Genomic DNA, 25,243 nt, shown 5'->3' with positions numbered 1-25,243 from the left:
CGACCGGGTCCGAGCGCCTCGCTCAACGCACTCCGAAGCGCTCGGCCCACGCCATGACGTCGGCGGTCGTCGCGTTGCCGCCGCACACCACGAGGCCCAGCCGGCAGTCGTCGCCGACGCGTTCGCGCACCTGTCGGGCGGCGGGCAGGAGGCAGCCGGCCGCCGGTTCGCCCCACACCTTCGCGTGGTCGGCGAGGTCCAGGCAGCCCCGCACGGCCTCCCGGTCCGGAACCACGAGCACCTCGGTGACCAGAGCCGCCGCATGGTCGTACGTCAACTGCGACACGGCCGGGGCGCTCAGCGTGGACACCACCGAGGACAGCGCGACCGGCACCGGGCCGCCCTGGGCGAGCGCCCGGGACATGGCCTCGGCGCCCTCGGTCTCCACGCCCCAGACCCTGACCCCCGGACGACGCGCCCGCAGCGCCGCCGCGACCCCGGCGATCAGACCGCCGCCCCCGACGCTGACGAGGACGTCGGTGAGGTCGTCCGCGTCGTCCGCGAACTCCAGTCCGACCGTCCCCTGCCCGGCGATCACCAGCGGGTCGTCGAAGGGGTGGACCAGTGTCAGCCCCTGGTCCCGCAGTCGGTTGACGAGCGAGAACGCGCCGTCCATGTCGTCCGTCAGCCGCAGTGACGCGCCGGTGGCCGCCACGAGCTCCACGGACCGGGCGGGTGCCGACTTCGGCATGACCACCGTCGCCTTGACGTCGAGGGCGGCGGCCATGTGGGCGAGGGCGATCCCGTGGTTGCCGCCGCTGACCGCCACGACCCCGGCCGCCCGTTCCGCCTCGCTCAGTGACAGCAGCCTGGCCGTCGCCCCGCGCGCCTTGAACGAGCCGGTGCGCTGGAGCAGTTCGAGCTTGACGGTGACGGGAGCACCGAGCAGTGCGGACAGGCCGGGGCTGGGCAGGGTCGGTGTGCGGACGACGTACGGGGCGATCCGCCCGGCCTGCCGCTCGATGTCCGTGATCCCGATCAAGACGGTCTTCCTTCCGGAGGAGAGGGGTCCCCTCGAACCCTGTCCCCGCGGACGGCGCAGGTCAACTCGGCGAGCCGGGCGTCAGACGTCGCGTCTCAGCAGGTGGTCGAGGAGCGGCCGCAGCGCCTCCACCGTCTCGGCGTACGCCATGTGACGGCGGGCCTCGGCGACGGCGGCCGACCTGCCGCCGCACTCCTCGACCAGGGCCGCGATCTCCCGCGGGGCGCCGTCCGACTCCAGGAGCCGGGCGAGGCGTGCCGCCGCGGGTGTCGACGCGTCGAGCGCGGCCAGCACCGGGAACGTCTTCTTCCGCTCCCGCAGGTCGCCGTGCACGGGCTTCCCGGTGACCAGGGGGTCGCCCCAGATGCCCAGGACGTCGTCGACGATCTGGAACGCGACCCCCAGATGCCGTCCGGCCCGGTCCAGCGCGGCCACCTCGGCCGGCGGAGCCCCGCCGAGCAGGGCGCCCAGCGCGGCCGCGCAGCCCAGCAGCGCTCCGGTCTTGCCCTCGGCCATGACCCGGTACTCCTGCGGCCGGACCCGCTCCGGCCCCCTCCAGGGACGCGTGGCGAACAGGAGGTCGTCGGCCTGACCGCGCACCAGGTCCAGGAGCGCGGCCGAGAGCAGGCGCACGGCACCGGCACCGGCTCCGGAGTCGGCCAGGGTCGCCACGGCCAGCGCGAACAGGGCGTCGCCCGCGAGGACCGCGGGGCCCGTGCCGTACGCCTTCCAGACCGTGGGACGGCCGCGGCGCGCCTGGTCGCCGTCCATGATGTCGTCGTGGAGCAGGGAGAAGACGTGCACCAGTTCCACGGCGACCGCCGCCGGTACCCCGGCCCGGGCGGGCGCGCCGGCCGCCTCCGCACCGAGCACGGCGAGCGCCTGCCGTACGCCCTTGCCGCCGGACGCGGTGGCCGGGGCGCCGCCGACCTCGCACCAGCCGAAGGAGTAGGCGGCCATCTCCCGCACCCAGGGATGCAGTTCCCCGACGGCCTCCCGCAGTGCCGGTCGCACCAACTCCCGGCAACGGGTGAGGACTTCGGGAGCGGCGAGTGTCGTCACCGTACCGCCTCCGCCCGTACGCCGAACTCCTCCTGGGCCCGCGCCACCATCTCCCGCGCGTGCCGCAGCCCGGTCCGCTCCAGCACCCGCGCCAGATCGTCCAGTTCGGCCGCCGTCTCCGCCCGGTCGCGGCCCAGGCGGGCCAGGGACTTGGCGAGCCCCAACCGCGACAGTGCCTCCCCACGCGGCTCGCTCATGGCGCGGAACTCCGCCAGCGCCTGTTCGTAGAGCTCGCGTGCCTCGGCGTAACGCCCGGCCCGGTAGAGGACGTTGCCGCGCATCTTGTGGTTGTAGGCCAGCGCGCTGGAGAGGTTCATCGTGCGGCAGGTCGTCTCCGCCTCGGACAGCAGGGCCAGGGCCCGCTCGGTGTCGCCGTCGCGCACCGACACGAGGTCGGCGAGTCCGCGCTGCGCCCAGGCGTGACCGCGCCGGTCGTCGGCGTCCGCGGCGATCCGGGCCGCCTCCTCGAACATGGCGAACGCGGTGTCGTACGACCCGGTGTTGCGGTGCATCTGCGCGATGCCCGAAAGTGCCCACACGGTGTGCCGGGCCTCGCCGCGCCGCCTGGCCTCGGCCAGCAACTGCTCGTGCAGTCGGCCGACGGCCTCGTAGTCCCCCTGGATGCGGCCCGTCTCGGCCAGACCCGCGAGCGAATAGCCGCGCACGACGACGTCCCCGCCGCGCTCGCCGAGTTCGGCCGCCAGCCCCAACAGCCTGCGCGCCAAGGCGAATGCGCCGCGCTGCCGGGCCAGTGTGCCGCCGCTCCACAGCGCCCACGCCATCCCCGCCGTGTCCTCGGCCCGTCGCGCGGCGCGGTAACTCGCCTTCCAGGTCCGGTCGGCGTCGGCGATCCGCCCGAGCCGGCGCTGCGCCTCGGCGACCGCGAGCCCGGAGCGCGCCGCCTCACCGTGCCGCCCGGCCCGCTCGGCCGCTCTCAACTGCTCGGTACCGGCGGCCAGTACGTCGTCCAGCGAGGAGTTCACGGAGAGGGTGGTGAGGGCGCCCTGGTACTCCGGGGCGAATGCCTTGCCGTACATGCATGCCTTTCCGTCCGTATACACCCCATCTATACAGCTCGCGTATACATGCCGCGTATACATGGTGCGTATAGTGCGTCGAGAGTGAGGCCCCGACCCGGGGGCCGGGGCCTCACCTGTTGCCGATCAAGACGGGGACGGAGGCGGAGGGGTTGCCTGTGAGGCGCAGATCACCGTGAGAGGCGCCGGTGTCGGTGCTGTTGGTGCTCTCAGTGCTGTTGGGCCTTCTGCGGGGTCGCCTCGCTCGGCCGTACGACGACGTAGCCCGAGCCCTGGAGCATCAGCTGCACCGCCTCGCCCGAACCGCCGCGCAGCATCGACCCGATGGACTGCGAGCGGTGCAGCGAGGTGCCCAGGCCCGCCGTCCAGCCGACGACCGCGTCGGTGTCGACGTACACCGGGAACTCCGGGGAGACCGGGATCACCAGCGGATTGCCCTCGCAGACCAGGCCGAGCTTGCCGTGGCCCGTGAACACGCTGTTGAACAGACCGCCGCCGGCTATGCCCGCGCCCTTCACGGTCGAGATCCGGTACGCCAACGAGGCGTCGAAGCACAGGACGTTGCGGCCGTTGACGGTGAACTCGTCACCCGGTTCCACGTCGACGATGAAGCAGTTCTGGGCCTCGTGCGCGAACCAGGCCTCGCCCTGGCCGCGTACCGTCATCAGGGGCAGTCCCTCACCGGTGACGGCCCGCTTGAGCATGCCGCCGACGCCCTGGCCCTTGCGCTCGAACTGGAGATTGCCGCGGTAGGCGACCATCGCCCCCTGGCGGGCGAGCATCTCGCCCTGCACCGCGTACCTGATGCACTTGGAGTTCTCGACCGTCATGCCCGGCGCGGTGGCCGGCTGCACCATGTGCTCACTGGAAAAGAGGTCACCCTTCATGGGGGCATCCTGGCCCGGAGGGATTCCCTCCGCCAAGATCCTGTCCGCTGCGGGAATCGGGCGCCTGGGATCAGGCGCCGAACAGCTGGGTCCAGTACGTGCCCGCCGGGCCGCCGCCGGCGAAGCCGACGCCGATGTGGGTGAAGTCGGGCTTCAGGATGTTGGCGCGGTGGCCGGGACTGTCCATCCAGCCCTCGACGACCTCTGGGGCCGAGCGCTGTCCGCACGCGATGTTCTCCCCGATCGAGCGGCGGGTGGAGCCCGCGGCCGCGGCCCGGTCCCAGGGCTGGGTGCCCTCGGGGGAGGTGTGGGAATAGAAGGCGCGGACCGCCATGTCGGTGCTGTACGCCTGCGCGGCGCCGGCGAGGTGGTGATCGACGGCGAGGCTCGGCAGGCCGGCCCTGGCGCGCTCCCGGTTGGTGAGGACGACCACCTCGTCGGCGGTCCGGGTGAGGTCCGCGGTGGTGAGGGGCCTGGCCCACAGCGCGGTCCAGTACGTGTCGCCGGAGCGGCCCCGGGAGACGAACGCCAGACCGGCGTGGGTGAAGGCCGGGTCCAGCAGGGTCCGCCGCGGCTGCTCGGTGCGCAGGCAGTACTCGACGAACTCGGCGGGGTTGCGCGGACCGGACACCAGGTGTTCGCCGACGGTGATGTACGCGAATCCGGTGGCGGTGACGCGCTGGAACACGGAGACCCCGTCGGCCCCCTCGACCCCGAGGCGTCCCGCGGAGGCCATGGCGGAGGCGTGGGCGCGGGCGGCTTCGGTGAGGCGGGGATCGAGGGCCACCGGGGACGAACCGGCCCTGGTACGGGCCGAGTTGACCAGGGCGAGGAAGGCGGTGGGGGGCGGGTGCGGGCCGGTGGGGGCCGGTCGCGCAGTTCCCCGCGCCCCTGGGTGGGTGCGGTCACGCGGGGTGGCCAGGTCGGGGGATCCGTACGCCGGGGAGGTGGGCGCGGCCGGGAAGCCGTGCCGCGGCGAGCCAGGCTCGGCATGAAACGCCGGCCCCGCGGCCGCCGCACGCCCCGTCCCCGTCGGCCCCGACGCGCCCGCCCCCGTGGTCGTCGGTGTCTCGTCCAGCACGTCCACGCCGAAGTCCCGTGCCAGCCCCCCGAGCCCGTCCGCGTACCCCTGCCCCAGCGCCCGCAGCTTCCAGCCGGCGCCGCGCCGGTAGAGCTCCGCGAGCAGCAGCACCGTCTCCTGGCGTGGAGCGGGTGGCGTGAACCGGGCCAGTGGACCCCCGGACACGCGGGTGACCTCCAGAACCGGGACCGGCAGTCGGCCCAGGGGAGTCGCGGGGTCGGCCGGGCTGACGACCACCGTGACGCGCACGGCACCCGCGCGCAGGCGCCGGGGATCGACGGTCAGCGCGTCGCCGGAGAGCCGTACGCCGGGAGCGGAGGGCTGGTTGTAGAACACGAAGTCGGCGTCGGACCGGACCGTGCCGCCCTCGTCCGTGACGAGCGCGGACACGTCGAAGGGGCCGGCCACCCGCACGGTGACGGCCCCTTCCGGCAGGGGCAGATTGCCCCCGGGAACCAACTCGCTCATCTTGCCGCCCCGGTGTCGTCGTTCGCTGGGAGCAACGCCCACCGGGAAGCCGGGGTTCCCGCCCGGCCTCAGTCCAGCGTGACCGCCGGCGCCATGTCCTCGTGCTGCCCGGCCTCAGTCCACCGTGACCGCCGGCGCCATGTCCTCGTGCCGCTCGACCGGAGCCGCGTCACGCGCAACTCCGCCCGCCTCGCCACGCGCAACCCCGCCCGCCCTGCCCCGCGGAGCCTTGCCCACCAAGTCGCGCGGAGCCTTCGTCGCCTTGCCGCAGAACGCGGAGTCCAGCGTGCGCAGCATGGTGTTGAGGACCGTGCCGTTGTTGGACGTGTTGGCGACCGCGGCGAGAGTCCGCTTGCCGTCCTTCGACGCGAACGCGTACGTGTAGAAGCCCTGTACGGCCCCCGTGTGCCCGTACACCGAGACCCCGCACGACAGATCGCGGCGGCGCAGCCCGAGGCCGTACGCCTGACCCGTCCCCGCCGGCAACCACTTCTCCATCTGCGCCAGTTGAGCCGCCGAGGTGAGCCGGCCCTGGAGCAGCGCGGACAGGAAGGTGTTCAGGTCCCGGGTGCTGGAGATCAGCGCGCCCGCGCCCTGCGCCCACGACACGGTCTGCTCGGTCGCGTCGACGAGCGGCGCGCCCGCCTGGTCCGGGGTGAGATACCCGCGCGCGAACCGGCCCGGGATCTTCGTGCCGGGGTGCACATAGAGCGTGTCGCGCAGCTTCAGCGGCTCGATGATCCGGTTCTGGTACTCGGTCCGCACCGGGTTCCCGGTCAGCTTCTCGACCAGCATCCCCGCGACCACGAAGTTGGTGTTCGAGTACGAGTACTTCGCCCCCGGCGCGTTGGTGCGCGGCTTGCGCAGCGAGAGCTTCACGAGCTCCTCGGGTGTGAAGACCCTCTTGCGGACCGCCTCGAAGCCAGGGACCGTCCTGGCGAACATGTCGTTGGTGTAGTCGTACAGCCCGCTGCGGTGGCCCAGCACCTGACGCACCGTGATCCGGTCGTCGGGGAGCAGTCCCGGCAGATAGCGGTCGACCGGCGCGTCGAGCTTCAGCTTCTTCTCGTCGACCAGCTGGAGCAGGACCACCGCGGTGAACGTCTTGGTGACACTGCCGATGCGGAACCGGTCGGCGTCGCCCATCGCCCGCGCGGTCCCGCGGTCCGCGACCCCCGCGGCGGCCCCGAACACCGTGCCCCGGTCCTCCACCCGGGCCATCGCACCCGGCGCGCCCTGTGCCAGCGCGGAACGCAACACCCCCCGCAGACCCGCGAGATCCACCGCGGGCCCGGCGGGCGACTCGGCATGGGCCGGGCTCGCGAGCAGGGGCAGCAGGACCGCCCCGGCCACCGTCCCGACAAGCACTCTCACTGATGTCATCCGGCTCTTCTCCTTGGCTGGACACAGCAACGGCACAGGCAATCCTGCTTCTTTTATTGACGTCGGAAAAGAATCCCCCTAGGTTCCCGACCATGCGCCCGACCCCCAGCGCCGAGACCTTCCCCGCCAACACCCCCGCCGCCTCACAGGTGTTCACCGCCGTCCTCTCCCACGGGCCCCTCGCCCGTCTGGAGGTGTCCCGGCGTGTCGGACTGTCACCGGCCGCCGTCACCAAGGCCGTCCGGCCCCTCATCGAGGCGGGATACCTGGTGGAGGGCGCCGACGAGGACGCCCGCCCCGCGCTCGGCAGGCCCGCGAACCTCGTCCGGGTCGACGGCGGACGGGCCCTGTTCATCGGCGTCAAGGTCACCGGCGACGAGATCATCGGCGTCCTCACCGACCTGTGCTGCCGGATCCGGGTGGCACGGCACCTGCCCCTGCCCGACCGCGAGCCCAGGACGGTGCTCGCGAGCATCGCGGAACTCACCCAACAACTCCTCGCCGAGACGGACGGCTCCACGGCCCCCGTCCTCGGCCTGGGCATAGCCGTCTCCGGTGATGTCGACCGGAGTGAGGGCACCGTCCGCTACTCACCCTTCCTGGAGTGGCGCGACGTCCCGCTCGCCGAACTCGCCGCCATGACCACGGGGTTGCCGGTCACCCTCGACAACGACGTACGCGCCCTGACGGTCGCCGAGCAGTGGTTCGGCGCCGGCGCGGGCCTGTCCGACTTCGCCGTGGTCACCGTCGGCGCCGGCATCGGCTGCGGACTTGTGGTGCACGGCCGGGTGGTCGCCGGGGCCCATGGCGTGGCCGGCGAGATCGGCCATGTGACCGTCGACCCGTCCGGCCCGCTCTGCCACTGCGGCAACCGCGGCTGCGTCGAGGCCATCGCCGGGGAGGCCGCGATCGTCCGGCGGATCCGCGAGGCCACCGGCGCCGAACTCACCGACGCCGACGAGGCCTTGGCCCTGGCCAGGGAAGGCGTCCCCGGAGCCCGCGAGGTGTACGCCCGCGCGGGCGAGGCGATCGGCCGGGGCATCGCCACCGTCGCCAATCTCCTCGGCCCCGAGCGCGTGATCATCTCCGGCGAGGGACTCGCCGCCTACGACCTGTTCGCCGAGCAGATCCGCGAGGCCTTCGTCGCGGCCGCGTTCGGCTCCGCCGCCCAGTGCGACGTCCGCACCCGCCCGCTGCCCTTCGAGGAGTGGGCGCGCGGCGCCGCCGCCACCGCCATCCAGTCCTTCATCACCCCGGACACGAGCCGATAAGAACCCGCACCCCATTGGAGGTACGACCCATGCGGTCATCCTCGTACTTCGCCATGCCCACGCGAGCCCTGATGCCCGCCAGAGCCCTCCTGGTCCTCGCCCTCACCGCGGTCGCCGTCCCCACGGCCCACGCCGCCGAGACCCCCACCCCCGCGCCCGCCCTCGCGGCCAAGCCCTACATGGGCTGGTCCAGCTGGAGCATGCAGTCCTCCAAGTACCCCGGCCTCAACCCGGACGGCGACTACAGCTACCTCACCGAGGCCAACGTCCTGAAGCAGACCGACGCCCTCGCCGCCAAGCTGAAGAAGTTCGGCTACGAGTACGTCAACATCGACGCCGGCTGGTGGATGGACAAGACCTGGAAGTCCGGCTTCGACCAGTACGGCCGCCAGAAGCCCGACCCGGTCCGCTTCCCCAGCGGCATGAAGGCCGTCGCCGACCGCATCCACGCCAAGGGCCTCAAGGCCGGCATCTACCTCCCGGCAGGCCTGGAGAAGGGGGCGTACGGCGACGGCAGGACCCCGATCTGGAATGCGGAGAGCTGCACCACCGCCGACATCGTCTACGACGACCTGCGCACCACCAACGGCTGGGACAGCGCCTACAAGCTCGACTTCGCCAAGCCCTGCACGAGCAAGTACATCGACTCCCAGGCCCAGTTGATCGCCGACTGGGGCTACGACTTCCTCAAGCTCGACGGCGTCGGCCCCGGCTCCGGCAAGAGCGGCGACCAGTACGACAACGTCGCCGACGTGGCCGCCTGGCACCGGGCCATAGCCGCCACCGGCCGCCCGATCCACCTCGAACTCTCCTGGTCCCTCGACATCGGCCACGCCGCCGACTGGAAGAAGTACTCCCAGGGCTGGCGCGTGGACACCGACGTCGAGTGCTACTGCAACACGCTCGTCAGCTGGGAGAACTCCGTCGACGACCGCTGGGACGACACCCCCGCCTGGACCCGGCACGCGGGTCCCGGTGGCTGGAACGACCTCGACTCCCTCGACGTCGGCAACGGCGCGATGGACGGCCTCACCAAGGCCGAACGGCAGAGCTACGCCACCCTGTGGGCCATCGCCAAGTCCCCCCTCTACACCGGCGACGACCTCACCCGCCTCGACGCCTACGGCCTCTCCCTGCTGACCAACCGCGAGGTCATCGCCATCGACCAGGGCCCCAACCCGCCGGCCCAGCCGGTCACCCCGTCCGACCCCCAGCAGGTCTGGGCCTCCAAGAACCCCGACGGCACCTACACGGTCGCCCTGTTCAACCTCGCCGACGCCCCCGCCGCCGTCACCGCCGACTTCACCACCCTCGGCTTCACCGGCAAGGCCTCCGTCCGGGACCTGTGGAACCACGAGAACCTCGGCACCTACAAGGACAAGGTCACCCAGGCCCTGCCCGCCCACGGCTCCCGTCTCTTCACGGTCACCCCGCGCGGCACCGCCCTCACGTACACCGGCTACGAAGCCGAGTCCGCCACGAACACCCTCGGCGGCAACGCGTCCGTCGCCGACTGCGCCGCCTGCTCGAACGGAAAGAAGGTCGGCAACTTGTACCTCGGCGGCAAGCTGACCTTCAACGACGTGATGGTCGCGAAGGCCGGCACCTACCAGATCAAGGTCTCCTACATCAGCGGTGACGCCCGCTCGGTGGACGTCTCGGCCAACGGCGGCGGCGCCACCCGCCACAAGCTCCCCGCCACCGGCGACTGGGGGACCGTGGCGAGCGTGTACGTGCCGGTCACCCTCAAGGCGGGCGCCAACACCATCACCTTCGACAGCGGCTCCAACGGCTACGCGCCGGACATAGACCGGATCGACGTACCGAAGTCCTGACCGAGCCACCAGGAGCCGCCATGACCTCCACCCCCTCCAGACGCGGTGTCCTCGCGCTGACCGCAGCGCTCGCCGCCCTGCCCACCTTCACCGCGACCGCGGCACCCCAGCGGCCCACCGACGCACCCGCCCTCGAAGCCGACCCGCGCCACCGGCTCTGGTGGCAGGCCCCCGCCGACGAGCACTCGATGATCGAACAGGGCCTGCCCGTCGGCAACGGCCGCCTCGGCGCCCTCACCAGCAACGACCCCGGCCGCGAACTCCTCCTCGTCACCGACGCCACGATGTGGACCGGCGGCCGCAACGACACCCTCGACGCCGACGGTCAGTTCCCCTACGGCCGCCAGGACTTCGGCTCCTTCACCCTGCTGGCCCGGCTCACCGTCGACCTCCCCGACCACGACCTGTCCACCGTCTCCGGCTACCGCCGCACCCTCGACCTCGACCGGGGCGTGAACACCACGTCGTACGTCCGCTCGGGCGTGACCTACCGACGGGATATCTTCGCCAGCCACCCCGACGACGTCATCGTCCTGCACTTCACCCAGAGCGGGGGAGGCCACTACACCGGCACCGTCACGCTGGAGGGCACGCACGGCGAACAGCCCGCGGTCTCCTTCGGGGCCACCCTCCCGAACGGGCTGCGATACGGCGCCGCGATCACCGCGTACGGCAGCGGCGGCCGCATCCGGGTGAACGGCGCGGACATCACCTTCGCCGGGTGCCGGGACCTGACCGTGGTGCTGAGCGGCGGCACCGACTACGCGCCCGACGCGGCCGCCGGTTTCCGCGATCCGACCTCCGTCCCCGAGCAACTCGCCCGCACCAAGGTCCGGTCGGCCGCCCGGCACTCGGCGGCCACCCTGCTCCGCACCCACACGGCCGACCACCACGCCCTGTACGGGCGGCTCGGTGTCTCCCTCGGCACCTCCACCCCCGATCAGCGTGCCCTGGACACCTGGGAGCGCCTGCGGGCGCGTGCCCGGGACGGTGTGCCCGACCCCGAACTGGAGGCCCAGTACCTCCAGTTCGGCCGCTACCTCATGATCGCGGGATCACGCGGCAGCCTCCCTCTCAACCTCCAGGGCCTGTGGCTCGACGGCAACGACCCCGACTGGATGGGCGACTACCACACCGACATCAACATCCAGATGAACTACTGGGCGGCCGACCGCACCGGGCTGTCCGACTGCTTCGACGCACTCACCGACTACTGCGTCGCCCAACTCCCGTCCTGGACCGACCTCACCCGCAGGCTCTTCAACGACTCCCGCAACCGCTACCGCAACTCGACCGGCAAGAACGCCGGCTGGACGGTCGCCATCTCCACGAACCCCTTCGGCGGAGGCGGCTGGTGGTGGCACCCGGCGGGCAACGCCTGGCTGTGCAACTCCCTCTACGAGCACTACGAGTTCACCGCCTCGCGGGCCCACCTGGAACGCATCTACCCGCTCCTGAAGGGCGCCTGCGAGTTCTGGGAGGTACGGCTGCTGACCATGACCCTCCCCGGCACCTCACGGGAGGTCCTGGTCGCCGACAGCGACTGGTCGCCCGAGCACGGCCCCCTCGACGCCAAGGGCATCACCTACGCCCAGGAACTCGTGTGGACCCTGTTCGGCAACTACTGCACGGCCGCGGCCGAGCTGAAGAAGGACACGGAGTTCGCCGCCACGGTCGCCGGCCTCCGCAAGCGGCTCTACCTCCCCCAGGTCAGCCCCACCACCGGCTGGCTGGAGGAGTGGATGTCCCCCGACAACCTCGGCGAGACCACCCACCGCCACCTCTCCCCGCTCGTCGGACTCTTCCCGGGCGACCGCATCCGCCCCGACGGCTCCACCCCGGCCGACCTGGTCGAGGGCGCCACCGCCCTGCTCACCGCCCGCGGCATGGAGAGCTTCGGCTGGGCCAACGCCTGGCGTGCGTCGTGCTGGGCCCGGCTGAAGGACGCGGACAGGGCCTACCAGTTGGTGGCCAACAACCTCCGCCCCTCCAGCGGCGGCAGCAACGGCACCGCCTTCAACCTCTTCGACATCTACGAGGTGGAAAAGGGCCGCGGAATCTTTCAGATCGACGCGAATCTGGGTACCCCCGCAGCGATGATCGAGATGCTGCTCCACTCCCGCCCAGGACACCTGGAACTCCTGCCCGCCCTGCCCGACGCCTGGGCCGCCGCCGGCTCCCTCACGGGAGCGAACGCCCGCGGCGGGTTCGTCGTGGACCTGCGCTGGCGGGACGGCACACCGACCGAAGCACGGATCCGCAGCGTCGGCGGCCGCACCACGACCGTCGCCCACGCGGGCAGCACCCGCACGGTGACACTGAAGCCGGGCACCGCCGTCACCCTGAAGGGCTTCGACCGATGAGGCGCCGGACCGCCCGAGGCGCGACGAGGTATCGGACCGCCCGAGGTGCCCGTCTGCTCGCCGTCACCGTCGTGGCCGCCGCGCTCCAGGCCACCCCCGCACCCGCCGCCGTCGGCCCGCCCGACGGGGTGATCACCTGGGGCTCCAGCGCCTACCGCATCGGCGACTCGACCGCCGACCGCGGCTACCGCATGGTCGTGCACACCAGTGTCGGCGGCCGCGACCCCCGCATTCGGCTCTCCAACGCCTTCGGCGACCGCCCGGTGACCTTCGACAGCGTCTACGCGGGCCTTCAGCTCAAGGGCCCCGACCTGGTACACGGCAGCAACCGTCAACTCACCTTCGACGGCTCGACGTCCACGGTCGTGGAACCCGGCGCCACCGTGTACAGCGACCCGCTGCCGGGCAGGCTGGCCGCCGGCGCGAACCTGGTCGTCAGCCTCCACACCCCGGACGCGGCGGGCCCGGTCACCGGACACTGGATGGCCATGCAGACGTCGTACGCCACCCAGGGCGACCACACCGCCGAGGAGAGCGGTGCCCACTGGACCGAGAGCATCGGGTCGTGGTTCTACCTCGACGCCGTCTCGGTGCGCACGGCCGGCGCCACCGGTGCCGTGGTCGCGCTCGGCGACTCCATCACCGACGGCTGGCAGTCCACCAGCGACCAGAACCGCCGCTGGCCCGACTACCTCGCCCGCCGCCTCCAGAAAACGCACAGCACCGTCAAGGGCGTGGCCGACGAAGGGATCTCCGGCAACAAGGTGCTCGCCGACGGCGCCGGACCCAGCGCCCTGAACCGGCTCGACCGGGACGTACTGTCCCAGCCGGGCGTCCGCACCGTGTTCCTCTTCGAGGGCGTCAACGACCTCAAGGCCCACACCGGCGTCACCGCACAGGACCTGATCGGCGGCTACCGCCAGATCGTCGACCGGGCCCACGACGCCGGCAAGTGCGTGGTGATCTCCACCATCGCCCCCTTCAAGGGCTGGTCGGAGTGGGACCCGGCCGCCGAGGCCGTACGGCAGCAGGTGAACGACTTCATCCGCGGCCACCGTGAGGAGTTCGACGGGGTCACCGACTTCGACCGCGCCCTGCGCAGCCCCTACGACCCCGAACGGATGCTTCCGTTCCTCGACGGCGGGGACCACATCCACCCCAACGACAAGGGGATGCAGGCGATGGCGGACGCCGTCGACCTCGACTCCCTGGAATGCGCGCGCCGTTAGTCCCGCGCCGTCGTCTCCGGGGTGATCAGCCGCTCCCGGTAGGCGACGGCCACGGCCTCGGTGCGGCTCGCCGCGCCCAGCTTGGCGAGGATGTTGGAGACATGCACGCTGGCCGTCTTGCCGGTGATGAACAGCTCCTCGCCGATCTGCCGGTTGCTGCGCCCCCGGGCGAGCAGCCGCAGCACGTCCTGCTCACGGGCCGTCAGCGGTGAGGCCCCGGTGGGCGCGGCCTCGGCGAGACGGCCGCGCCGGATCAGCTCGTCCACCCGCTCCAGCAGCACCTTGGCGCCCAGACGCGCGAACACCTCGCGAGCGGCCCGTGCCTCGGCCGCCGCCTCCTCGCGCCGGTCGGCCGCGAGCAGGGCCTCGGCGTACCGCAGCCGGCAGCGGGCCGGTTCGTACACGTCACCGAAGTCGAACGCGGCGACCGCCTTCGCCCACGCCTCCACGTCCGGCCCCGACACGGCCCGGACCCACTCCGCCTCGGCCCGCGCCAACCACGCCTGCCCCTCCGGCCCCTGCGGCACTCCGCCGTGCACGGCGAGGGCCCTGGCCGGCTCCAGCAGCTCGGTCGCGGTCTCCGCCCACCGCCGCGCTCCTGCCTGGTCTCCCTTGAGACGCAGTTCGCCGGCCCGGTCGGCCACCGCGGACAGCGCGAGCGCGGCCAGCCGGACGGTGACGTGGGGACGCGTGCCCGCGTCGTCGGTGAGCAGCGTGACCGTGGACCGCATCCGCTCCACGGCCGCCTCCGCGTCACCTTGCAGGGCCGCCGCCTCGGTCAGCGCGACGCCCGCGACGAGCGCGGCCATCCAGTCGAACGGCCCCTCCAGCAGCGACCGGGCCCGGTCGGCGGCCCTGAAGTCACCCCGCGCGAGCGCCACATAGAACGCGGGCCCGAGCCGGTACCCACCGGCCCCGGGCAGCACCTCGGCATCGGTGCTCGCCGCCTGCAGACACTCGTCCCAGCGGCCCAGTGTGTACAGCACCAGCAGATGGAGATAGCGCATCTCCATCGGATACGGTGACGACAACAGTCCGGCCCTGCGGGCGCGGTCCAGTCCCTCCGTGATCCACGGCAGACACTCCTCCAGGTGCCCGGCCTCGTAGGTGCCGATGGCGAGGTTGAACAGGGCGCGCATCTCCACCGGCGCGTTGCCCGAACTGCGGGCCAGCTCCCGTGCCTGCCGCAACCGCTCCCGGCCCGCCACCGAGCGTCTTCCGTCGCCCTCGACGACCGCCAGGGAGATCAGCAGGTCCGCCTGGGCGTCGGTGACACCCAGCTCCTCCGCCCTGTCCAGGGCCTGTCGCGCGACCCGCAGGGCCGTCTCGTTCTCGCCGACGTGGCGGGCCGCCAGCGCATGGGTCGCAGCCGCCCACACCCAGGTACGGGACGGGGGATCCGCGGGGATCATGTCGAGCGCCTCGCTGCTGTAGGCGAAGGCCGTGGTGAGGTTGTCGACGGTCATCAGGTTCCCGGCGAGGGTGTAGCGCACCCGGGCGGCGAGTTCGGAGTCCGCCTCCTGGCCGACACCGGCCAGCGCGGCCCGTGTGAGGGAGACGGCCCGGTGCAGTTCACCGGTGTGCGCGGCCGCCGCCGAGGCCCGCAGCATCAACCGCACCCGGTCGAGCCCCTCGCCCTGCGGCTGCGCGGACGGCTCCACCGCCGACCACAGATCCAGGGCCGCCTCCAGATGCCGTAGCTCCTCGGCGGGCGCCCCCACCCGCTGGGCGTGGTCCGCGGCCTCCAGCGAGGCGGCGAGCGCGGGCGCCAGATCGTGGCTCTCCCGGTAATGGTGGGCCCGCTCCGCCGCGCTCTCGCCCCGGGGTCCACGCCCGTCCAGCAGCCGGGCGAACGCCCCGTGCAGCCGCGCCCGTTCACCCGGCAGCAGATCGGCGTACACGGCCTCCCGGGCCAGGGCGTGCCGGAACGCGTAGGTGTCCCCCGCACCCGGCACCAGCAACTGCCGCCCGATGGCCTCCCGCAGAGCCGCCTCCAACTCCTCCTCGGGCAGTCCTACGGCATCCCGCAGCAGGTCGTGCTCGACGCGCCGGCCGGCCACTGCGGCGGTGCGCAGCACCTGCTGAGCGGTGTCGGACAGCTGCTCGAAGCGGATCAGCAGCACGTCCGCCAGCCCGCTGGGCACACCGCCGTCCCCGCTCCCGGTGGCGGCGAGCAGCTCCTCGGCGTAGAAGGCGTTGCCCTCCGCCCGCTCGACGATGCGTCGCACGGTGGTCTCCGGCAGCGGCCCTTCCCGCAGGGCCCGCACAAGCCGGGCCACCTCGGCATCGGGCATGGGCCGCAGTTCCAGCCGCTCCACGGCGGGCAGCCGCACCAGCTCGGCGAGCAGCGGCCGCAACGGATGGCGCCGGTGCAGATCGTCGGCCCGGTAGGAGGCGAGCACCGCAAGCCGATGCGTCGGGGCCCCGCCCGCGGACCGCTGGAGGATGCCCCGGCTGAGCAGGAACCGCAGCAGATCCCGCGACGACTGATCGGCCCAGTGCAGGTCCTCGAGCACGAGCAGCAAAGGGGCGATGTCCGCCAGATCGGCGAGCAGCCCGGCGACCCCCTCGAACAACCGGAGCCGGTCGCCGGAGTCCCCCGGAGACCCCCCGCCCAGCAGCCGCTCCACCACCGGATACGCCCCGAACGCCCCGGCGAACCGCTCGTCCTGAGCGACCGCCCCCAACACCTCGGTGAACGGCAGATAGGGCAACCCGACATCGCCGAGATCGACACAGTGCCCGGTGAGCACGGTCATCCCGTCCGCAACGGCCCGCCCTATGACCTCGTCCAGCAACCGCGTCTTCCCGACCCCGGCATCCCCGGCGACGAGCACAGCCCGAGCTTCCCCGCCCCGGGCCCGCTCCAGCACGCTGGACAGCCAGGCAAGCTCGTCTTCCCGCCCGACGAGAGGCGTACTGCTGGAGATCTGCGACACAAGAACATCCTGGCACTTGGCACTGACAGCGGGTCGACCTGGCCAGGGGCGCGGGGCTGTATCGATATGCGGCTCCGCCGCGTGGGCGCGACCAGCCACAATCAGCCCGCAGCCGCCATCAGACAGACGGCCCCGAGCTCACCGGCGAAGCACCCGAGCCCAATCCGCCGGCACCCGCCCCGCAGGCCCCGGCGCCGGCTGGGACTCCGGATGACTCACCGGCGCGGCCAACTCCGGCCCCGCCTCGAACATCTCATTCGTCTCGAAGTTCCAGAACCACTCCTCACCCGGCTCGAAGCTCCGCGCCAGCGGATGCCCCGTCTCCCGGAAGTGCCCGCTGGCGTGCTGACCGGGGGAGGAGTCACAACACCCCACGTGCCCGCACTGCGCACACCGCCGCAGGTGGAACCACCACCCGCCCGCCGCGTCGCACTCCACGCACCCGTCCCCGCTCGGCGGCACGCTCGGGTCGATCCCCTTGATGTCGGTCACTCCGGCTCCTCGGTCGTCTCGTCAGAGTCCACGGCGGTCAGCGGAAGCAGCACCTGGAAGCGGGTGTCGCCCGGCGACGACTCCACCTGGAGCGTCCCGTGGTGCTTGTTGACCACGATCCGCCAGGAGATGTCGAGCCCGAGCCCGGTCCCCTCGCCGACCGGCTTGGTGGTGAAGAAGGGGTCGAAGATCCGCTCACGGATGTCCGCCGGGACACCGGGCCCGGTGTCCCGGAACTCCACCAGCAGCCGGTCGTGCTCCAGCGCGGTCCGGACGGTCAACGTCCCTTCCCCGCCGGCGCTGTTCATGGCCTGCACCGCGTTGTCGATCAGGTTGGTCCACACCTGGTTGAGTTCGGCGGGGTAGGCCGGGATCCTCGGCAGGTTCCGGTCGTACTCCTTGACCACCTTGATCTGCTGGCCGATCTTCCCGGACAGCATCAGCAGGGTGCTGTCGAGGAGTTCGTGCACGTCGGCCACCTGGTAGGGCGCCCGGTCCAGCTGGGAGTACTGCTTGGCGGCGTCGACGAGGTGGGAGATCCGGGCCGTGGAGTCGTTGATCTCGTCCATCAACAGCTCGGTCTCGACGGTGTAGTTGAGCCAGCCGATCGCGTTCGGCAGCATCTCCTCGCCCACGGTCGCCGCGACCTGGTCGAGCCAGTCCTCGTCGAGGCCGCCCTGCACGAAGGTCGGCGCGATCCGCCAGCCGTCCTGGATGCCGTGGTCGTCGAGCCAGTCGCTGAGCACGTCCTCCCGGTCGGAGGCCTCCAGCGGGCTCAACGCGGGTGCCTTGGCGACCCGTTCGGCTGTGCGCTCCTGGATGTCGATGAGGTTCGCCATCACCTCGGGGCTGTAGGAGCCCTGGGCGATGACGGCGAGCTTGTGCCGCATCTTGCCGACCCGCTCGCGCAGGGTCGCCGTGGCCCGTACGGCCGCCGCGGCCGGGTTGTTGAGCTCGTGGGTGAGACCCGCGGACAACGAGCCCAGCGCGAGCAGCCGTTCGCGCTGCCCGACGGCCCGCTGAAAGGTCTGCGAACCGAGGAAGAGCCCCTCCAGGAGGTGGACCGCCATCGGGAACCACTCGTGCATGAAGTTCGCGAACGCTTCGGCGGGCAGCACGAAGAACCGCGTCGGCTCCGGCACCCGCAGCGAGTTGACGTACCGCTGCGGTTTACCGTCCCCCAGGTACGCCTGCACGGCCCCCGCGTACACCCCTGGCTGGGACGTGCGGCTCACCTCGATGTCGTCGCTGCCCACCCGGCGCGACATGACGACCGTGCCCTCGATCATCACGTAGAAGCAGGTCGCCGGGTCACCTTCGGCGAACACCGGCCCGGGGTCGAAGAGTTCGACCCGACCCGCGCTGCACAGCATGCCGAGCTGCTCGGCGCTGAGCTTCTCGAAGAGGAACAGCGAACTGATCTCCTCCGCGCTGCACGGCATCAGCCGCCCGCTCACGACTGCTCCAGATACCGGTGGACGAGCATCACGGCCATGGCTCCTTCTCCGACAGCGGACGCGACCCGCTTCGCGGACTCGGCGCGCGCGTCACCCGCGACGAACACGCCCGGAATGTTGGTCTCCAGGTGGTACGGCGGCCGGTCCAGCTCCCAGTCCGCCGGCGGCCGCCCGTCCGGGGTGAGGTCGGGCCCGGCCAGGATGAACCCGTGCTCGTCCCGCAGCACCGTGCCGTCCAGCCAGCCGGTCAGCGGGGCCGCGCCGATGAACACGAACATCCACTGCGCGTCGACGAGTTCGGTCTCCCCGGTGTCGACGTCGCGCAGGGTGAGCTGCTCCAGGTGGTCGGAGCCGTGCGCGGCGTCGACGACGGTCCGCGCGCGGACAGAGATGTTGGGCGCTTCCTCGATCTGCTGGATGAGGTAGTGCGACATCGACGCGGACAGGTCAGGACCCCGGACCAGCAGCGTCACCGACTTGGCGCCCCTGGACAGGTACATCGCCGCCTGCCCGGCCGAGTTGGCGCCGCCGACGATGTAGATGTCCTGCCCCTGGCACCCGGCGGCCTCGGTCAGCGCCGAGCCGTAGTACACCCCGCACCCGGTCAGGTCGGTGCAGCCCGGCGCCTCCAGCTGCCGGTACGACACCCCGGTCGCCAGGATCACGCTGTGCGCGGCCACCGCCGACCCGTCCGAGAAGCGCACCGTGCGGGCCGCGCCGTTGACCTCCAGGCCCGCCACCTCACGGGCGGTGAGGATCTCGGCGCCGAACTTGGTCGCCTGCCGCCGGGCCCGGTCGGTGAGCTGGGCGCCCGACACGCCGTCGGGGAAGCCGAGGTAGTTCTCGATCCGCGAGCTCTGCCCGGCCTGCCCGCCGGTCGCCGACCGCTCCACGAGCACGGTCCGCAGGCCCTCCGAGGCCCCGTACACCGCGGCACCGAGCCCGGCCGGACCGCCGCCGATGACGACCAGGTCGTAGAAGTCCGCGGTCGGGGTCGTCGCGAGACCCACGTGGGCGGCCAGGTCGGGCGCCTCCGGCTCGACCAGAGGGGTGCCGTCCGGAGTGATCACGACCGGGAGCCGTTGCCCGTCCGCACCCGCGGCGGTCAGCAGCCGCTGCCCCTCGGGTTCGTCCGTGGAGTACCAGCGGTAGGGCACCTGGTTGCGGGCCAGGAACTCCCGGACGTCCGAGGACCGCGCCGACCAGCGGTGCCCGACCACCTTGGTGGCGGGCACCGGCCGGAAGTCACTGCACCGCCACGCCTCCAGCAGGTCGTCCAGGACCGGGTAGAGCTTCTCCTCCGGTGGGTCCCAGGGCTTGAGGAGGTAGTGGTCGAGGTCGACGACGTTGATCGCGTCGATCGCCGCGTTGGTGTCCGCGTACGCGGTCAGCAGCACGCGCCGGGCCCCCGGATACACGTCCAGGGCCTGTTCGAGGAACTCGATGCCGTTCATCTGCGGCATGCGGTAGTCGGCCAGGATCACCGCCACGAGGTCACCGCGCAGCTTCAGCTCCCGCAGCGCCTCCAGCGCGGACTCACCGGACTCCGCGCGCACGATCCGGTACGACTCGCCGTAGCGCCGCCGCAGATCGCGGGCGACGGCGCGGGAGACCCCCGGGTCGTCGTCCACGGTCAGGATGACGGTCCGCGCCGATTCGGCGGCCTGTGCCATGCGTCTCCCCACCCCGGGCGGTCGGTCGGGGCACGGCGCCCCCCGTCGTCACCGGCCCGGTCCCGCCCATCGTATGTTCGATCGCCCGGCTTCGCGCAGCTATGCCGGACCCTGCCGGGGTCAGCCTCGGCGTTCGCCCAGCACGCAGAACTCGTTGCCCTCGGGGTCCACCAGGGTCGTCCACGACTGCTCGCCCTGCCCGATGTCCGTGTGCCGTGCGCCCAGCGCCAGGAAGCGGGCGACCTCGGCCTCGTGGTCGTCGGGCCGGAAGTCGAGATGCAGACGGTTCTTGACGCTCTTGGCCTCCGGCACCGGCACGAAGAGCAGACCGGGCATGCGGTCCTTCTCGGGGCGGATCTCGAACTCGTCGGGGGAGTCCTCGACCACCACCCAGCCCAGCGCCTCGGCCCACCAGCGCCCGAGGGCGGCGGGGTCGGCGGAGTCCACGATGACTTGTTCCCATTCCAAGGTCATTTCGGCAGCGTAGTGAAGACTGGGCCGTGACGTCACCGCAATAAAGGGAGGCCACCGCATGACCCGCCCGATCACCGCAGGCATCGACGGAACCGAGGAGAGCCTCGCCGCACTGGGCTGGGCCGCCCGGGAGGCGGTCCGGCGAGGTACGGGACTGCGGGTGGTGCACGCCTGGCGGTTCCAGCCCTACGAGGGGATCGACGCCGGGGACCGGGACACCCAGGCGGGCTGGGCGCGGGACGCCATGACCGAGGCCGTCCGGACCGTGACGGGGCGGCACACCGGCCTGGAGGTGGACACCGACCTGGTGGAGGGCGGCAGCGTCGACGTGCTGGTCGCCGCCGCGGCCGACTCCGAACTGCTGGTCCTGGGCTCCCGCGGGCACGGGCCGGTGGTCGGCTTCCTGGTGGGCTCGGTCGGCCAGCAGGTGATCGCCGAGGCGACCCGGCCCGTCGTCCTCGTCCGGGCCGGCGACCAGGCCACCGCGGAAGCCGCGGGCCGCGAGATCGTCGTGGGCCAGGAGGGCGCCCCGGAGGACAGCGCCGAGACCCTGCGGTTCGCCTTCGAGACGGCGGCCGCCCGGGGAGCCACCGTGCGCGCCGTGCGGGCCTGGACTCTGCCGCCGGTGTTCGCCTACAGCCCCGGCTCGCTCAAGCTGCTCGACGAGGCCGGGGGCCTGGAGCCGTACGAGAAGAAGGCCCTGGCCTCCGCGCTCCAGCCGTGGCGGGAGCGCTTTCCCGACGTGCCGGTGGTCGAGCACGTGGAGATGGGCAGCGCGGGGCAGGTGCTGCTGTCGGTGACCGCGCGGGCCCAGCTGATGGTCGTCGGCCGCCGGGCCCGCCGTACCGCCGTGGGAGCGCGGATCGGCTCGGTCGCCTACGGCGTGCTGCACCACGCGGACTGCCCGGTGGCCGTGGTGCCGCACACCTGAGTCACTCCGCGGTGGCGGGGGTGGGCTGGAGCGTCTCGCGGGCCTTGGGGAGGATGTTCTTGATGTAGTCGTCCACGGCCGTGTCGAGCCCGATGTCGTGCTGGGCCCGCTCGGACAGGTACCAGCGGTGCTCCAGCAGCTCGTGGTAGATCTCGGCCGGGTCCATCGAGCCGCGCATCTCCAGCGGCACGGCCCGCACCGTGGGCCGGAACACGTCCCGCACCCAGCGGTGGGCGAGCACCTCAGGGCGGGCGCCGAGGGGGTCGCCCGGGGCGTAGTCGTCCTGGGTGGCCATCCAGCTCTCCAGGTCGTTCAGCAGCCGCCGGGCCTGGTTCTCCTCGGTGTCCAGGCCCGTCAGGCGCAGCAGCTGGCGCTGGTGGTGACCGGCGTCCACGACCTTCGGCACGAACGTGACCGAGTCGCCGTTCGGGGCGTGCTCGATCTGCATCTCGGCCACGTCGAAGCCGAGGTCGTTGAGCCGCCGGATCCGGCGCTCGATGAAGTGGTACTTGCCCGCCGGATACACCGACCGGCGGGTCAGCTCCTCCCACAGCTTGCCGTAGCGCGAGCAGATCTCCATGCCGAACTCGATCGCGTCGACGGAGGGGTGTAGCGCCCCCGAGGCCTCCAGGTCGAGCAGTTCACCGCTGATGTTGACGCGGGCGAGGTCGAGGTCGTAGTCCCGTTGCCCGGGGCTGAGCTGCGGATGCAGGTCGCCGGTCTCCGCGTCCACGAGGTAGGCGGCGTAGGCGCCCGCGTCGCGCCGGAACAGGGTGTTGGACAGCGAGCAGTCGCCCCAGGCGAACCCGGCCAGGTGCAGCCGGACCAGGAGGACCGCGAGGGCGTCCATCAGGCGGTGCATGGTGGCCGGCCGCATGGTCGTCTCGAACATCGAGCGGTACGGCATCGAGCCACCCAGATGCCGGGTGACCAGCACCGACTCCAGCGGGGCCTCCTCGTCGTCGGTGCGCCCGGTGACCACGGCCAGCGGGTCGACGGCGGGGATGCCCAGCCGGTCCAGGTCGCGCAGCAGCTCGTACTCGCGCAGCGCCGGGCGCTCGGCGAGCTCCTTGACGGCGATGACCTCGTCGCCGGCGCGGGCGTACCGCACCACGTGCCGGGAGATGCCGCGCGGCAGCGGGACCAGGACCTCGTCCGGCCACTCCTCCAGCGGCAGGTGCCACGGCAGTTCGAGCAGGAGCGCGGGATGCTCCGGGTTCGTCGCGCTGATCTGCAGTGCCATGGTGCGGTGTCCTTCGCCGGCCGGTGATCGTCACCTCACCTTAGAGGGCACGCTCCCTGGCCTGAAGTGCCGATTCACGGACTGGACCGCGGTGCACCGGACCGTGCCCGGGGGCGAGGACGTCGCCCTCCAGCTCGGCGAGCACGTCCAGGGAGGCGACGGCCCGCGCGCGTTCGTGGTGGAACATGTCGGGCAGCAGCTGGGGGCCCCGCACCCGGGACGTGGGGTGACCGCTCACCAGGGCGTCGCCGGAGATCACCACCCCGCGCTCGGGGAGGTGGAAGGCGCAGTGCCCGTCGGTGTGGCCCGGGGTGGGCACGGGCACCGGGCGGCCGGGCAGATCCAGGGCACCCTCGGCCGGGAACGGCTGCGGGGAGGCGACCGGCACATGGGCCGTGCCGCCCACGCGGATCGCGTGCACCGCCCACGGCAGCACACCGGGCCGCCAGCCGTTCTTCAGGACCGTCCCCACGGACACCTGGTGCAGGAACTCCCGCCGCGCGTGCGGTACTTCGGCCTCGTGCAGGTAGACCGGCATGCCGTAGGCGCCGCGCAGGTACTCGGCGGAGCCCAGGTGGTCGTTGTGGGCGTGCGTGATGAGCACCGCCGTGACGGCCTCCGGTGAACTGCCCACCTCGGCGAGGGAAGCGAGCACCTGCTCCCGGTCGCCCGGGTAGCCGGTGTCGATGAGCGTGGCGGAGCTTCCCTCGGTGAGGATCACCCAGTTGGTGTTGCTGCCGTGCACCAGATAGGTGCCGTCCGCGACTTGCTGCACGCCCGCGCTCATGATCGCCCCGCCCGCTGAGTTCCTGCCCGACGGCCCCCAGCAAAGCAGACGCTCAGGCGATCCGGAGCGGCGGGTACCGGTCTTCCAGCGGTCAACTTCCCCTGGACTTCCGCCTCCAGGTCCCGGCGGGACGAGGCTGCCTCCGGCACCGTCCGCCGGAGGCAGCCCCCGCGCGCCCCGAAGCAGCCGCCTCTCTGCCGCGGTGCACGCCGTACGGGGCCCGCTGTGCACGCCGTGCGGGGTTCTCACCGCACGCCGTGCGGGCCTCAGTGCACGCCGTGCGGGCGGAACTGGATGCTGATGCGCGGACCCGTCGCGCGGGTGGTCTTCGGTACGGCGTGCTCCCAGGTGCGCTGGCAGGAGCCGCCCATGACGATCAGGTCGCCGTGGCCGAGCGGTCGCCGTATCGTCTCGCCGCCGCCGCGCGCGGGCCGCAGCAGGAGGTCGCGCGGCGCGCCCACGGACACGATCGCGACCATGGTGTCGTGGCTCGCGCCCCGCCCGCCCCGGTCGCCGTGCCAGGCGACGCTGTCCCGGCCGTCGCGGTAGTAGCACAGCCCGGCCGTCGTGAACGGCTCGCCGAGCTCGTCGGCGTAGTGCGCGGAAAGCGCGTCCCGCGCCTCTGTCAGCACGGGGTGGGGCAGGGCGTCGTCCATGCCGTAGAAGGCCAGCAGCCGCGGTACGGCGACGACGTGGTCGTACATCTTCCGGCGCTCCGCACGCCACGGCACCTCGGCGGCCAGCTGTTCGAACAGGGCGTCGGAACCGCCCAGCCAGCCGGGCAGCACGTCGATCCAGGCACCGAGGCCGAGCACGGTACGGCGGATCCCGTCGAGGGGGCCGAGTCCGAGTTCGTCGGTCTGGTCGAAGAGGGAGCCCTGGAGGTGCCTGGTCATGCATTCCAGCGTACTCCTCATTCGAAAGTCTGTTCCCATCAAAGCCGCTGAGGTGTTCGACCCTTTCGATACACCGCTGTATCGGATACATTCGCGTATCGAACGGAGGGCCGACATGGCGGTGGAGGAGACGACCAGGCGCGTGACCAGGCGCCGGGTCCGCACGCGGGCCAACCTGCTCGACGCGGCCTTCGAGGTCTTCGCCGCCAAGGGCTTCGGGCGGGTGTCCATCGAGGAGGTCTGCGAGGCGGCCGGCTACAGCCGGGGCGCCTTCTACTCGAACTTCGACAGCCTCGACGAGCTCTTCTTCGCCCTGTACCAGCAGCGCGCCGAGCTGATCGCGGAGCAGGTCTCCGGTGCCCTCGCCCTCGACGGACCGGGGCTCGACGTCCCGGCCGCCGTCGACCGGGTCACCGAGGTGCTGCTCCTGGACCGGGACTGGCTGCTGGTGAAGACCGACTTCCTGGTGCACGCGGCCCGCGCGCCCGAGGTCGCCCGGACCCTGCTCGAACACCGGGCCCGCCTCAGGCGGGCGATCGCCGACCGGCTGGCACGCGCGCGTGGGCACGCCGAACTGCCCGCCGTGCTGGTCGACGTGGAGGGCGCCGCGCACGCCGTGGTCGCCGCCTACGACGGGGTCACCGTCCAACTGCTGCTGGACGGGGACCTGGAGCGGGCCCGCGTCTGGCTCAAGCAACTGCTCACCGCGCTGCTCACCGACGGCAGCGACACCACCGAATGAGGGAAGGGACG

General features: G+C 72.2%; 20 protein-coding genes. 6 read left to right on the top strand and 14 right to left on the bottom strand.

Going from position 1 to position 25,243, the window contains the following annotated elements; all coding sequences use genetic code 11:
• Window positions 1-22 precede the first annotated feature (22 nt).
• The 6 genes from AC2XR2_RS02510 to AC2XR2_RS02485 all read right to left on the bottom strand — a co-directional run bounded on the left by AC2XR2_RS02510 (window position 23) and on the right by AC2XR2_RS02485 (window position 6,900).
• Window positions 23-982 (bottom strand): threonine ammonia-lyase, encoded by a 960-nt coding sequence (locus AC2XR2_RS02510; RefSeq protein WP_491514102.1) that lies wholly within the window; start codon window positions 980-982, stop codon window positions 23-25.
• An 81-nt stretch (window positions 983-1,063) separates the two neighbouring features.
• Window positions 1,064-2,044 carry a polyprenyl synthetase family protein gene (locus AC2XR2_RS02505; RefSeq protein ID WP_491514101.1) on the bottom strand — a complete coding sequence of 327 codons (981 nt, stop codon included), beginning with the start codon at window positions 2,042-2,044 and terminating at the stop codon, window positions 1,064-1,066.
• The gene (locus AC2XR2_RS02500; RefSeq protein ID WP_491514100.1) at window positions 2,041-3,081 is read right to left on the bottom strand and encodes a tetratricopeptide repeat protein; all 1,041 of its coding nucleotides are present in this window, start codon (window positions 3,079-3,081) and stop codon (window positions 2,041-2,043) included. Before AC2XR2_RS02500 ends, AC2XR2_RS02505 begins: the two co-directional genes overlap by 4 nt.
• Window positions 3,082-3,290: 209 nt before the next feature.
• Window positions 3,291-3,968 (bottom strand): AIM24 family protein, encoded by a 678-nt coding sequence (locus tag AC2XR2_RS02495; RefSeq protein ID WP_491514099.1) that lies wholly within the window; start codon window positions 3,966-3,968, stop codon window positions 3,291-3,293.
• Window positions 3,969-4,038: 70 nt separating this feature from the next.
• On the bottom strand, window positions 4,039-5,517 hold the full coding sequence (locus AC2XR2_RS02490) for a CAP domain-containing protein (protein WP_491514098.1): 1,479 nt from the start codon (window positions 5,515-5,517) through the stop codon (window positions 4,039-4,041).
• A gap of 114 nt (window positions 5,518-5,631) precedes the next feature.
• Window positions 5,632-6,900 carry a serine hydrolase domain-containing protein gene (locus AC2XR2_RS02485; protein ID WP_491514097.1) on the bottom strand — a complete coding sequence of 423 codons (1,269 nt, stop codon included), beginning with the start codon at window positions 6,898-6,900 and terminating at the stop codon, window positions 5,632-5,634.
• A 92-nt stretch (window positions 6,901-6,992) separates the two neighbouring features.
• On the opposite strand from AC2XR2_RS02485, the gene AC2XR2_RS02480 reads away from it, so the two are divergent.
• Genes AC2XR2_RS02480 through AC2XR2_RS02465 form a run of 4 tightly spaced genes read left to right on the top strand, consistent with a single transcriptional unit; the run spans window position 6,993 to window position 13,598 of the window.
• Window positions 6,993-8,171 (top strand): ROK family transcriptional regulator, encoded by a 1,179-nt coding sequence (locus AC2XR2_RS02480; protein WP_491514096.1) that lies wholly within the window; start codon window positions 6,993-6,995, stop codon window positions 8,169-8,171.
• A 29-nt stretch (window positions 8,172-8,200) separates the two neighbouring features.
• Window positions 8,201-10,006, top strand: a complete 1,806-nt coding sequence (locus tag AC2XR2_RS02475; protein WP_491514095.1) for an alpha-galactosidase D — start codon at window positions 8,201-8,203, stop codon at window positions 10,004-10,006.
• A 20-nt stretch (window positions 10,007-10,026) separates the two neighbouring features.
• On the top strand, window positions 10,027-12,369 hold the full coding sequence (locus tag AC2XR2_RS02470; protein WP_491514094.1) for a glycosyl hydrolase family 95 catalytic domain-containing protein: 2,343 nt from the start codon (window positions 10,027-10,029) through the stop codon (window positions 12,367-12,369).
• Window positions 12,366-13,598 carry an SGNH/GDSL hydrolase family protein gene (locus tag AC2XR2_RS02465; RefSeq protein ID WP_491514093.1) on the top strand — a complete coding sequence of 411 codons (1,233 nt, stop codon included), beginning with the start codon at window positions 12,366-12,368 and terminating at the stop codon, window positions 13,596-13,598. Before AC2XR2_RS02470 ends, AC2XR2_RS02465 begins: the two co-directional genes overlap by 4 nt.
• Here the strand turns inward: AC2XR2_RS02465 and AC2XR2_RS02460 are convergent.
• From AC2XR2_RS02460 to AC2XR2_RS02440, 5 genes are all read right to left on the bottom strand, one after another.
• Window positions 13,595-16,537 carry a helix-turn-helix transcriptional regulator gene (locus AC2XR2_RS02460; RefSeq protein ID WP_491514092.1) on the bottom strand — a complete coding sequence of 981 codons (2,943 nt, stop codon included), beginning with the start codon at window positions 16,535-16,537 and terminating at the stop codon, window positions 13,595-13,597. The two genes, AC2XR2_RS02465 and AC2XR2_RS02460, sit on opposite strands and share 4 nt — an antisense overlap.
• 138 nt (window positions 16,538-16,675) lie before the next feature.
• On the bottom strand, window positions 16,676-17,029 hold the full coding sequence (locus tag AC2XR2_RS02455; protein WP_123758699.1) for a UBP-type zinc finger domain-containing protein: 354 nt from the start codon (window positions 17,027-17,029) through the stop codon (window positions 16,676-16,678).
• Entirely contained in the window at window positions 17,026-18,486 is a 1,461-nt protein-coding gene (locus tag AC2XR2_RS02450) for an ATP-binding protein (RefSeq protein WP_491514091.1), read from the bottom strand. The genes AC2XR2_RS02455 and AC2XR2_RS02450 overlap by 4 nt, the downstream gene beginning before the upstream one ends.
• On the bottom strand, window positions 18,483-20,159 hold the full coding sequence (locus AC2XR2_RS02445) for an NAD(P)/FAD-dependent oxidoreductase (protein WP_491514090.1): 1,677 nt from the start codon (window positions 20,157-20,159) through the stop codon (window positions 18,483-18,485). Before AC2XR2_RS02445 ends, AC2XR2_RS02450 begins: the two co-directional genes overlap by 4 nt.
• A gap of 120 nt (window positions 20,160-20,279) precedes the next feature.
• Window positions 20,280-20,633 carry a VOC family protein gene (locus AC2XR2_RS02440; RefSeq protein ID WP_381305173.1) on the bottom strand — a complete coding sequence of 118 codons (354 nt, stop codon included), beginning with the start codon at window positions 20,631-20,633 and terminating at the stop codon, window positions 20,280-20,282.
• A gap of 58 nt (window positions 20,634-20,691) precedes the next feature.
• On the opposite strand from AC2XR2_RS02440, the gene AC2XR2_RS02435 reads away from it, so the two are divergent.
• Window positions 20,692-21,564, top strand: coding sequence for a universal stress protein (locus AC2XR2_RS02435; protein WP_330269039.1), 873 nt, complete (start codon window positions 20,692-20,694; stop codon window positions 21,562-21,564).
• A 1-nt stretch (window position 21,565) separates the two neighbouring features.
• On the opposite strand, the gene AC2XR2_RS02430 is transcribed toward AC2XR2_RS02435, so the two are convergent.
• The 3 genes from AC2XR2_RS02430 to AC2XR2_RS02420 form a co-directional block, all read right to left on the bottom strand.
• A complete protein-coding gene (locus tag AC2XR2_RS02430; protein WP_381305177.1) occupies window positions 21,566-22,807 on the bottom strand; it encodes a DUF4032 domain-containing protein in 1,242 nt (413 codons plus the stop codon).
• A gap of 40 nt (window positions 22,808-22,847) precedes the next feature.
• Window positions 22,848-23,594, bottom strand: a complete 747-nt coding sequence (locus AC2XR2_RS02425; protein ID WP_449351466.1) for an MBL fold metallo-hydrolase — start codon at window positions 23,592-23,594, stop codon at window positions 22,848-22,850.
• 266 nt (window positions 23,595-23,860) lie between these two features.
• Window positions 23,861-24,490 carry an alpha-ketoglutarate-dependent dioxygenase AlkB family protein gene (locus AC2XR2_RS02420; protein WP_491514089.1) on the bottom strand — a complete coding sequence of 210 codons (630 nt, stop codon included), beginning with the start codon at window positions 24,488-24,490 and terminating at the stop codon, window positions 23,861-23,863.
• A 115-nt stretch (window positions 24,491-24,605) separates the two neighbouring features.
• On the opposite strand from AC2XR2_RS02420, the gene AC2XR2_RS02415 reads away from it, so the two are divergent.
• Window positions 24,606-25,232 (top strand): TetR/AcrR family transcriptional regulator, encoded by a 627-nt coding sequence (locus tag AC2XR2_RS02415; protein WP_330269043.1) that lies wholly within the window; start codon window positions 24,606-24,608, stop codon window positions 25,230-25,232.
• Window positions 25,233-25,243 lie beyond the last annotated feature (11 nt).

The organism is Streptomyces sp. LS-MS-L19 (assembly GCF_058382285.1).
The sequence above is the reverse complement of the archived record's forward strand: the minus strand, read 5'-3'. Positions and strand labels throughout refer to the sequence as shown.

Coding starts and splice junctions, on each gene's coding strand:
- AC2XR2_RS02470 (WP_491514094.1), top strand. CDS start 10,027: ATGACCTCCACCCCCTCCAGACGCGGTGTCCTCGCGCTGACCGCAGCG.
- AC2XR2_RS02480 (WP_491514096.1), top strand. CDS start 6,993: ATGCGCCCGACCCCCAGCGCCGAGACCTTCCCCGCCAACACCCCCGCC.
- AC2XR2_RS02500 (WP_491514100.1), bottom strand. CDS start 3,081: ATGTACGGCAAGGCATTCGCCCCGGAGTACCAGGGCGCCCTCACCACC.
- AC2XR2_RS02465 (WP_491514093.1), top strand. CDS start 12,366: ATGAGGCGCCGGACCGCCCGAGGCGCGACGAGGTATCGGACCGCCCGA.
- AC2XR2_RS02490 (WP_491514098.1), bottom strand. CDS start 5,517: ATGAGCGAGTTGGTTCCCGGGGGCAATCTGCCCCTGCCGGAAGGGGCC.
- AC2XR2_RS02425 (WP_449351466.1), bottom strand. CDS start 23,594: ATGAGCGCGGGCGTGCAGCAAGTCGCGGACGGCACCTATCTGGTGCAC.
- AC2XR2_RS02445 (WP_491514090.1), bottom strand. CDS start 20,159: ATGGCACAGGCCGCCGAATCGGCGCGGACCGTCATCCTGACCGTGGAC.
- AC2XR2_RS02435 (WP_330269039.1), top strand. CDS start 20,692: ATGACCCGCCCGATCACCGCAGGCATCGACGGAACCGAGGAGAGCCTC.
- AC2XR2_RS02475 (WP_491514095.1), top strand. CDS start 8,201: ATGCGGTCATCCTCGTACTTCGCCATGCCCACGCGAGCCCTGATGCCC.
- AC2XR2_RS02485 (WP_491514097.1), bottom strand. CDS start 6,900: ATGACATCAGTGAGAGTGCTTGTCGGGACGGTGGCCGGGGCGGTCCTG.
- AC2XR2_RS02495 (WP_491514099.1), bottom strand. CDS start 3,968: ATGAAGGGTGACCTCTTTTCCAGTGAGCACATGGTGCAGCCGGCCACC.
- AC2XR2_RS02420 (WP_491514089.1), bottom strand. CDS start 24,490: ATGACCAGGCACCTCCAGGGCTCCCTCTTCGACCAGACCGACGAACTC.
- AC2XR2_RS02415 (WP_330269043.1), top strand. CDS start 24,606: ATGGCGGTGGAGGAGACGACCAGGCGCGTGACCAGGCGCCGGGTCCGC.
- AC2XR2_RS02440 (WP_381305173.1), bottom strand. CDS start 20,633: ATGACCTTGGAATGGGAACAAGTCATCGTGGACTCCGCCGACCCCGCC.
- AC2XR2_RS02430 (WP_381305177.1), bottom strand. CDS start 22,807: ATGGCACTGCAGATCAGCGCGACGAACCCGGAGCATCCCGCGCTCCTG.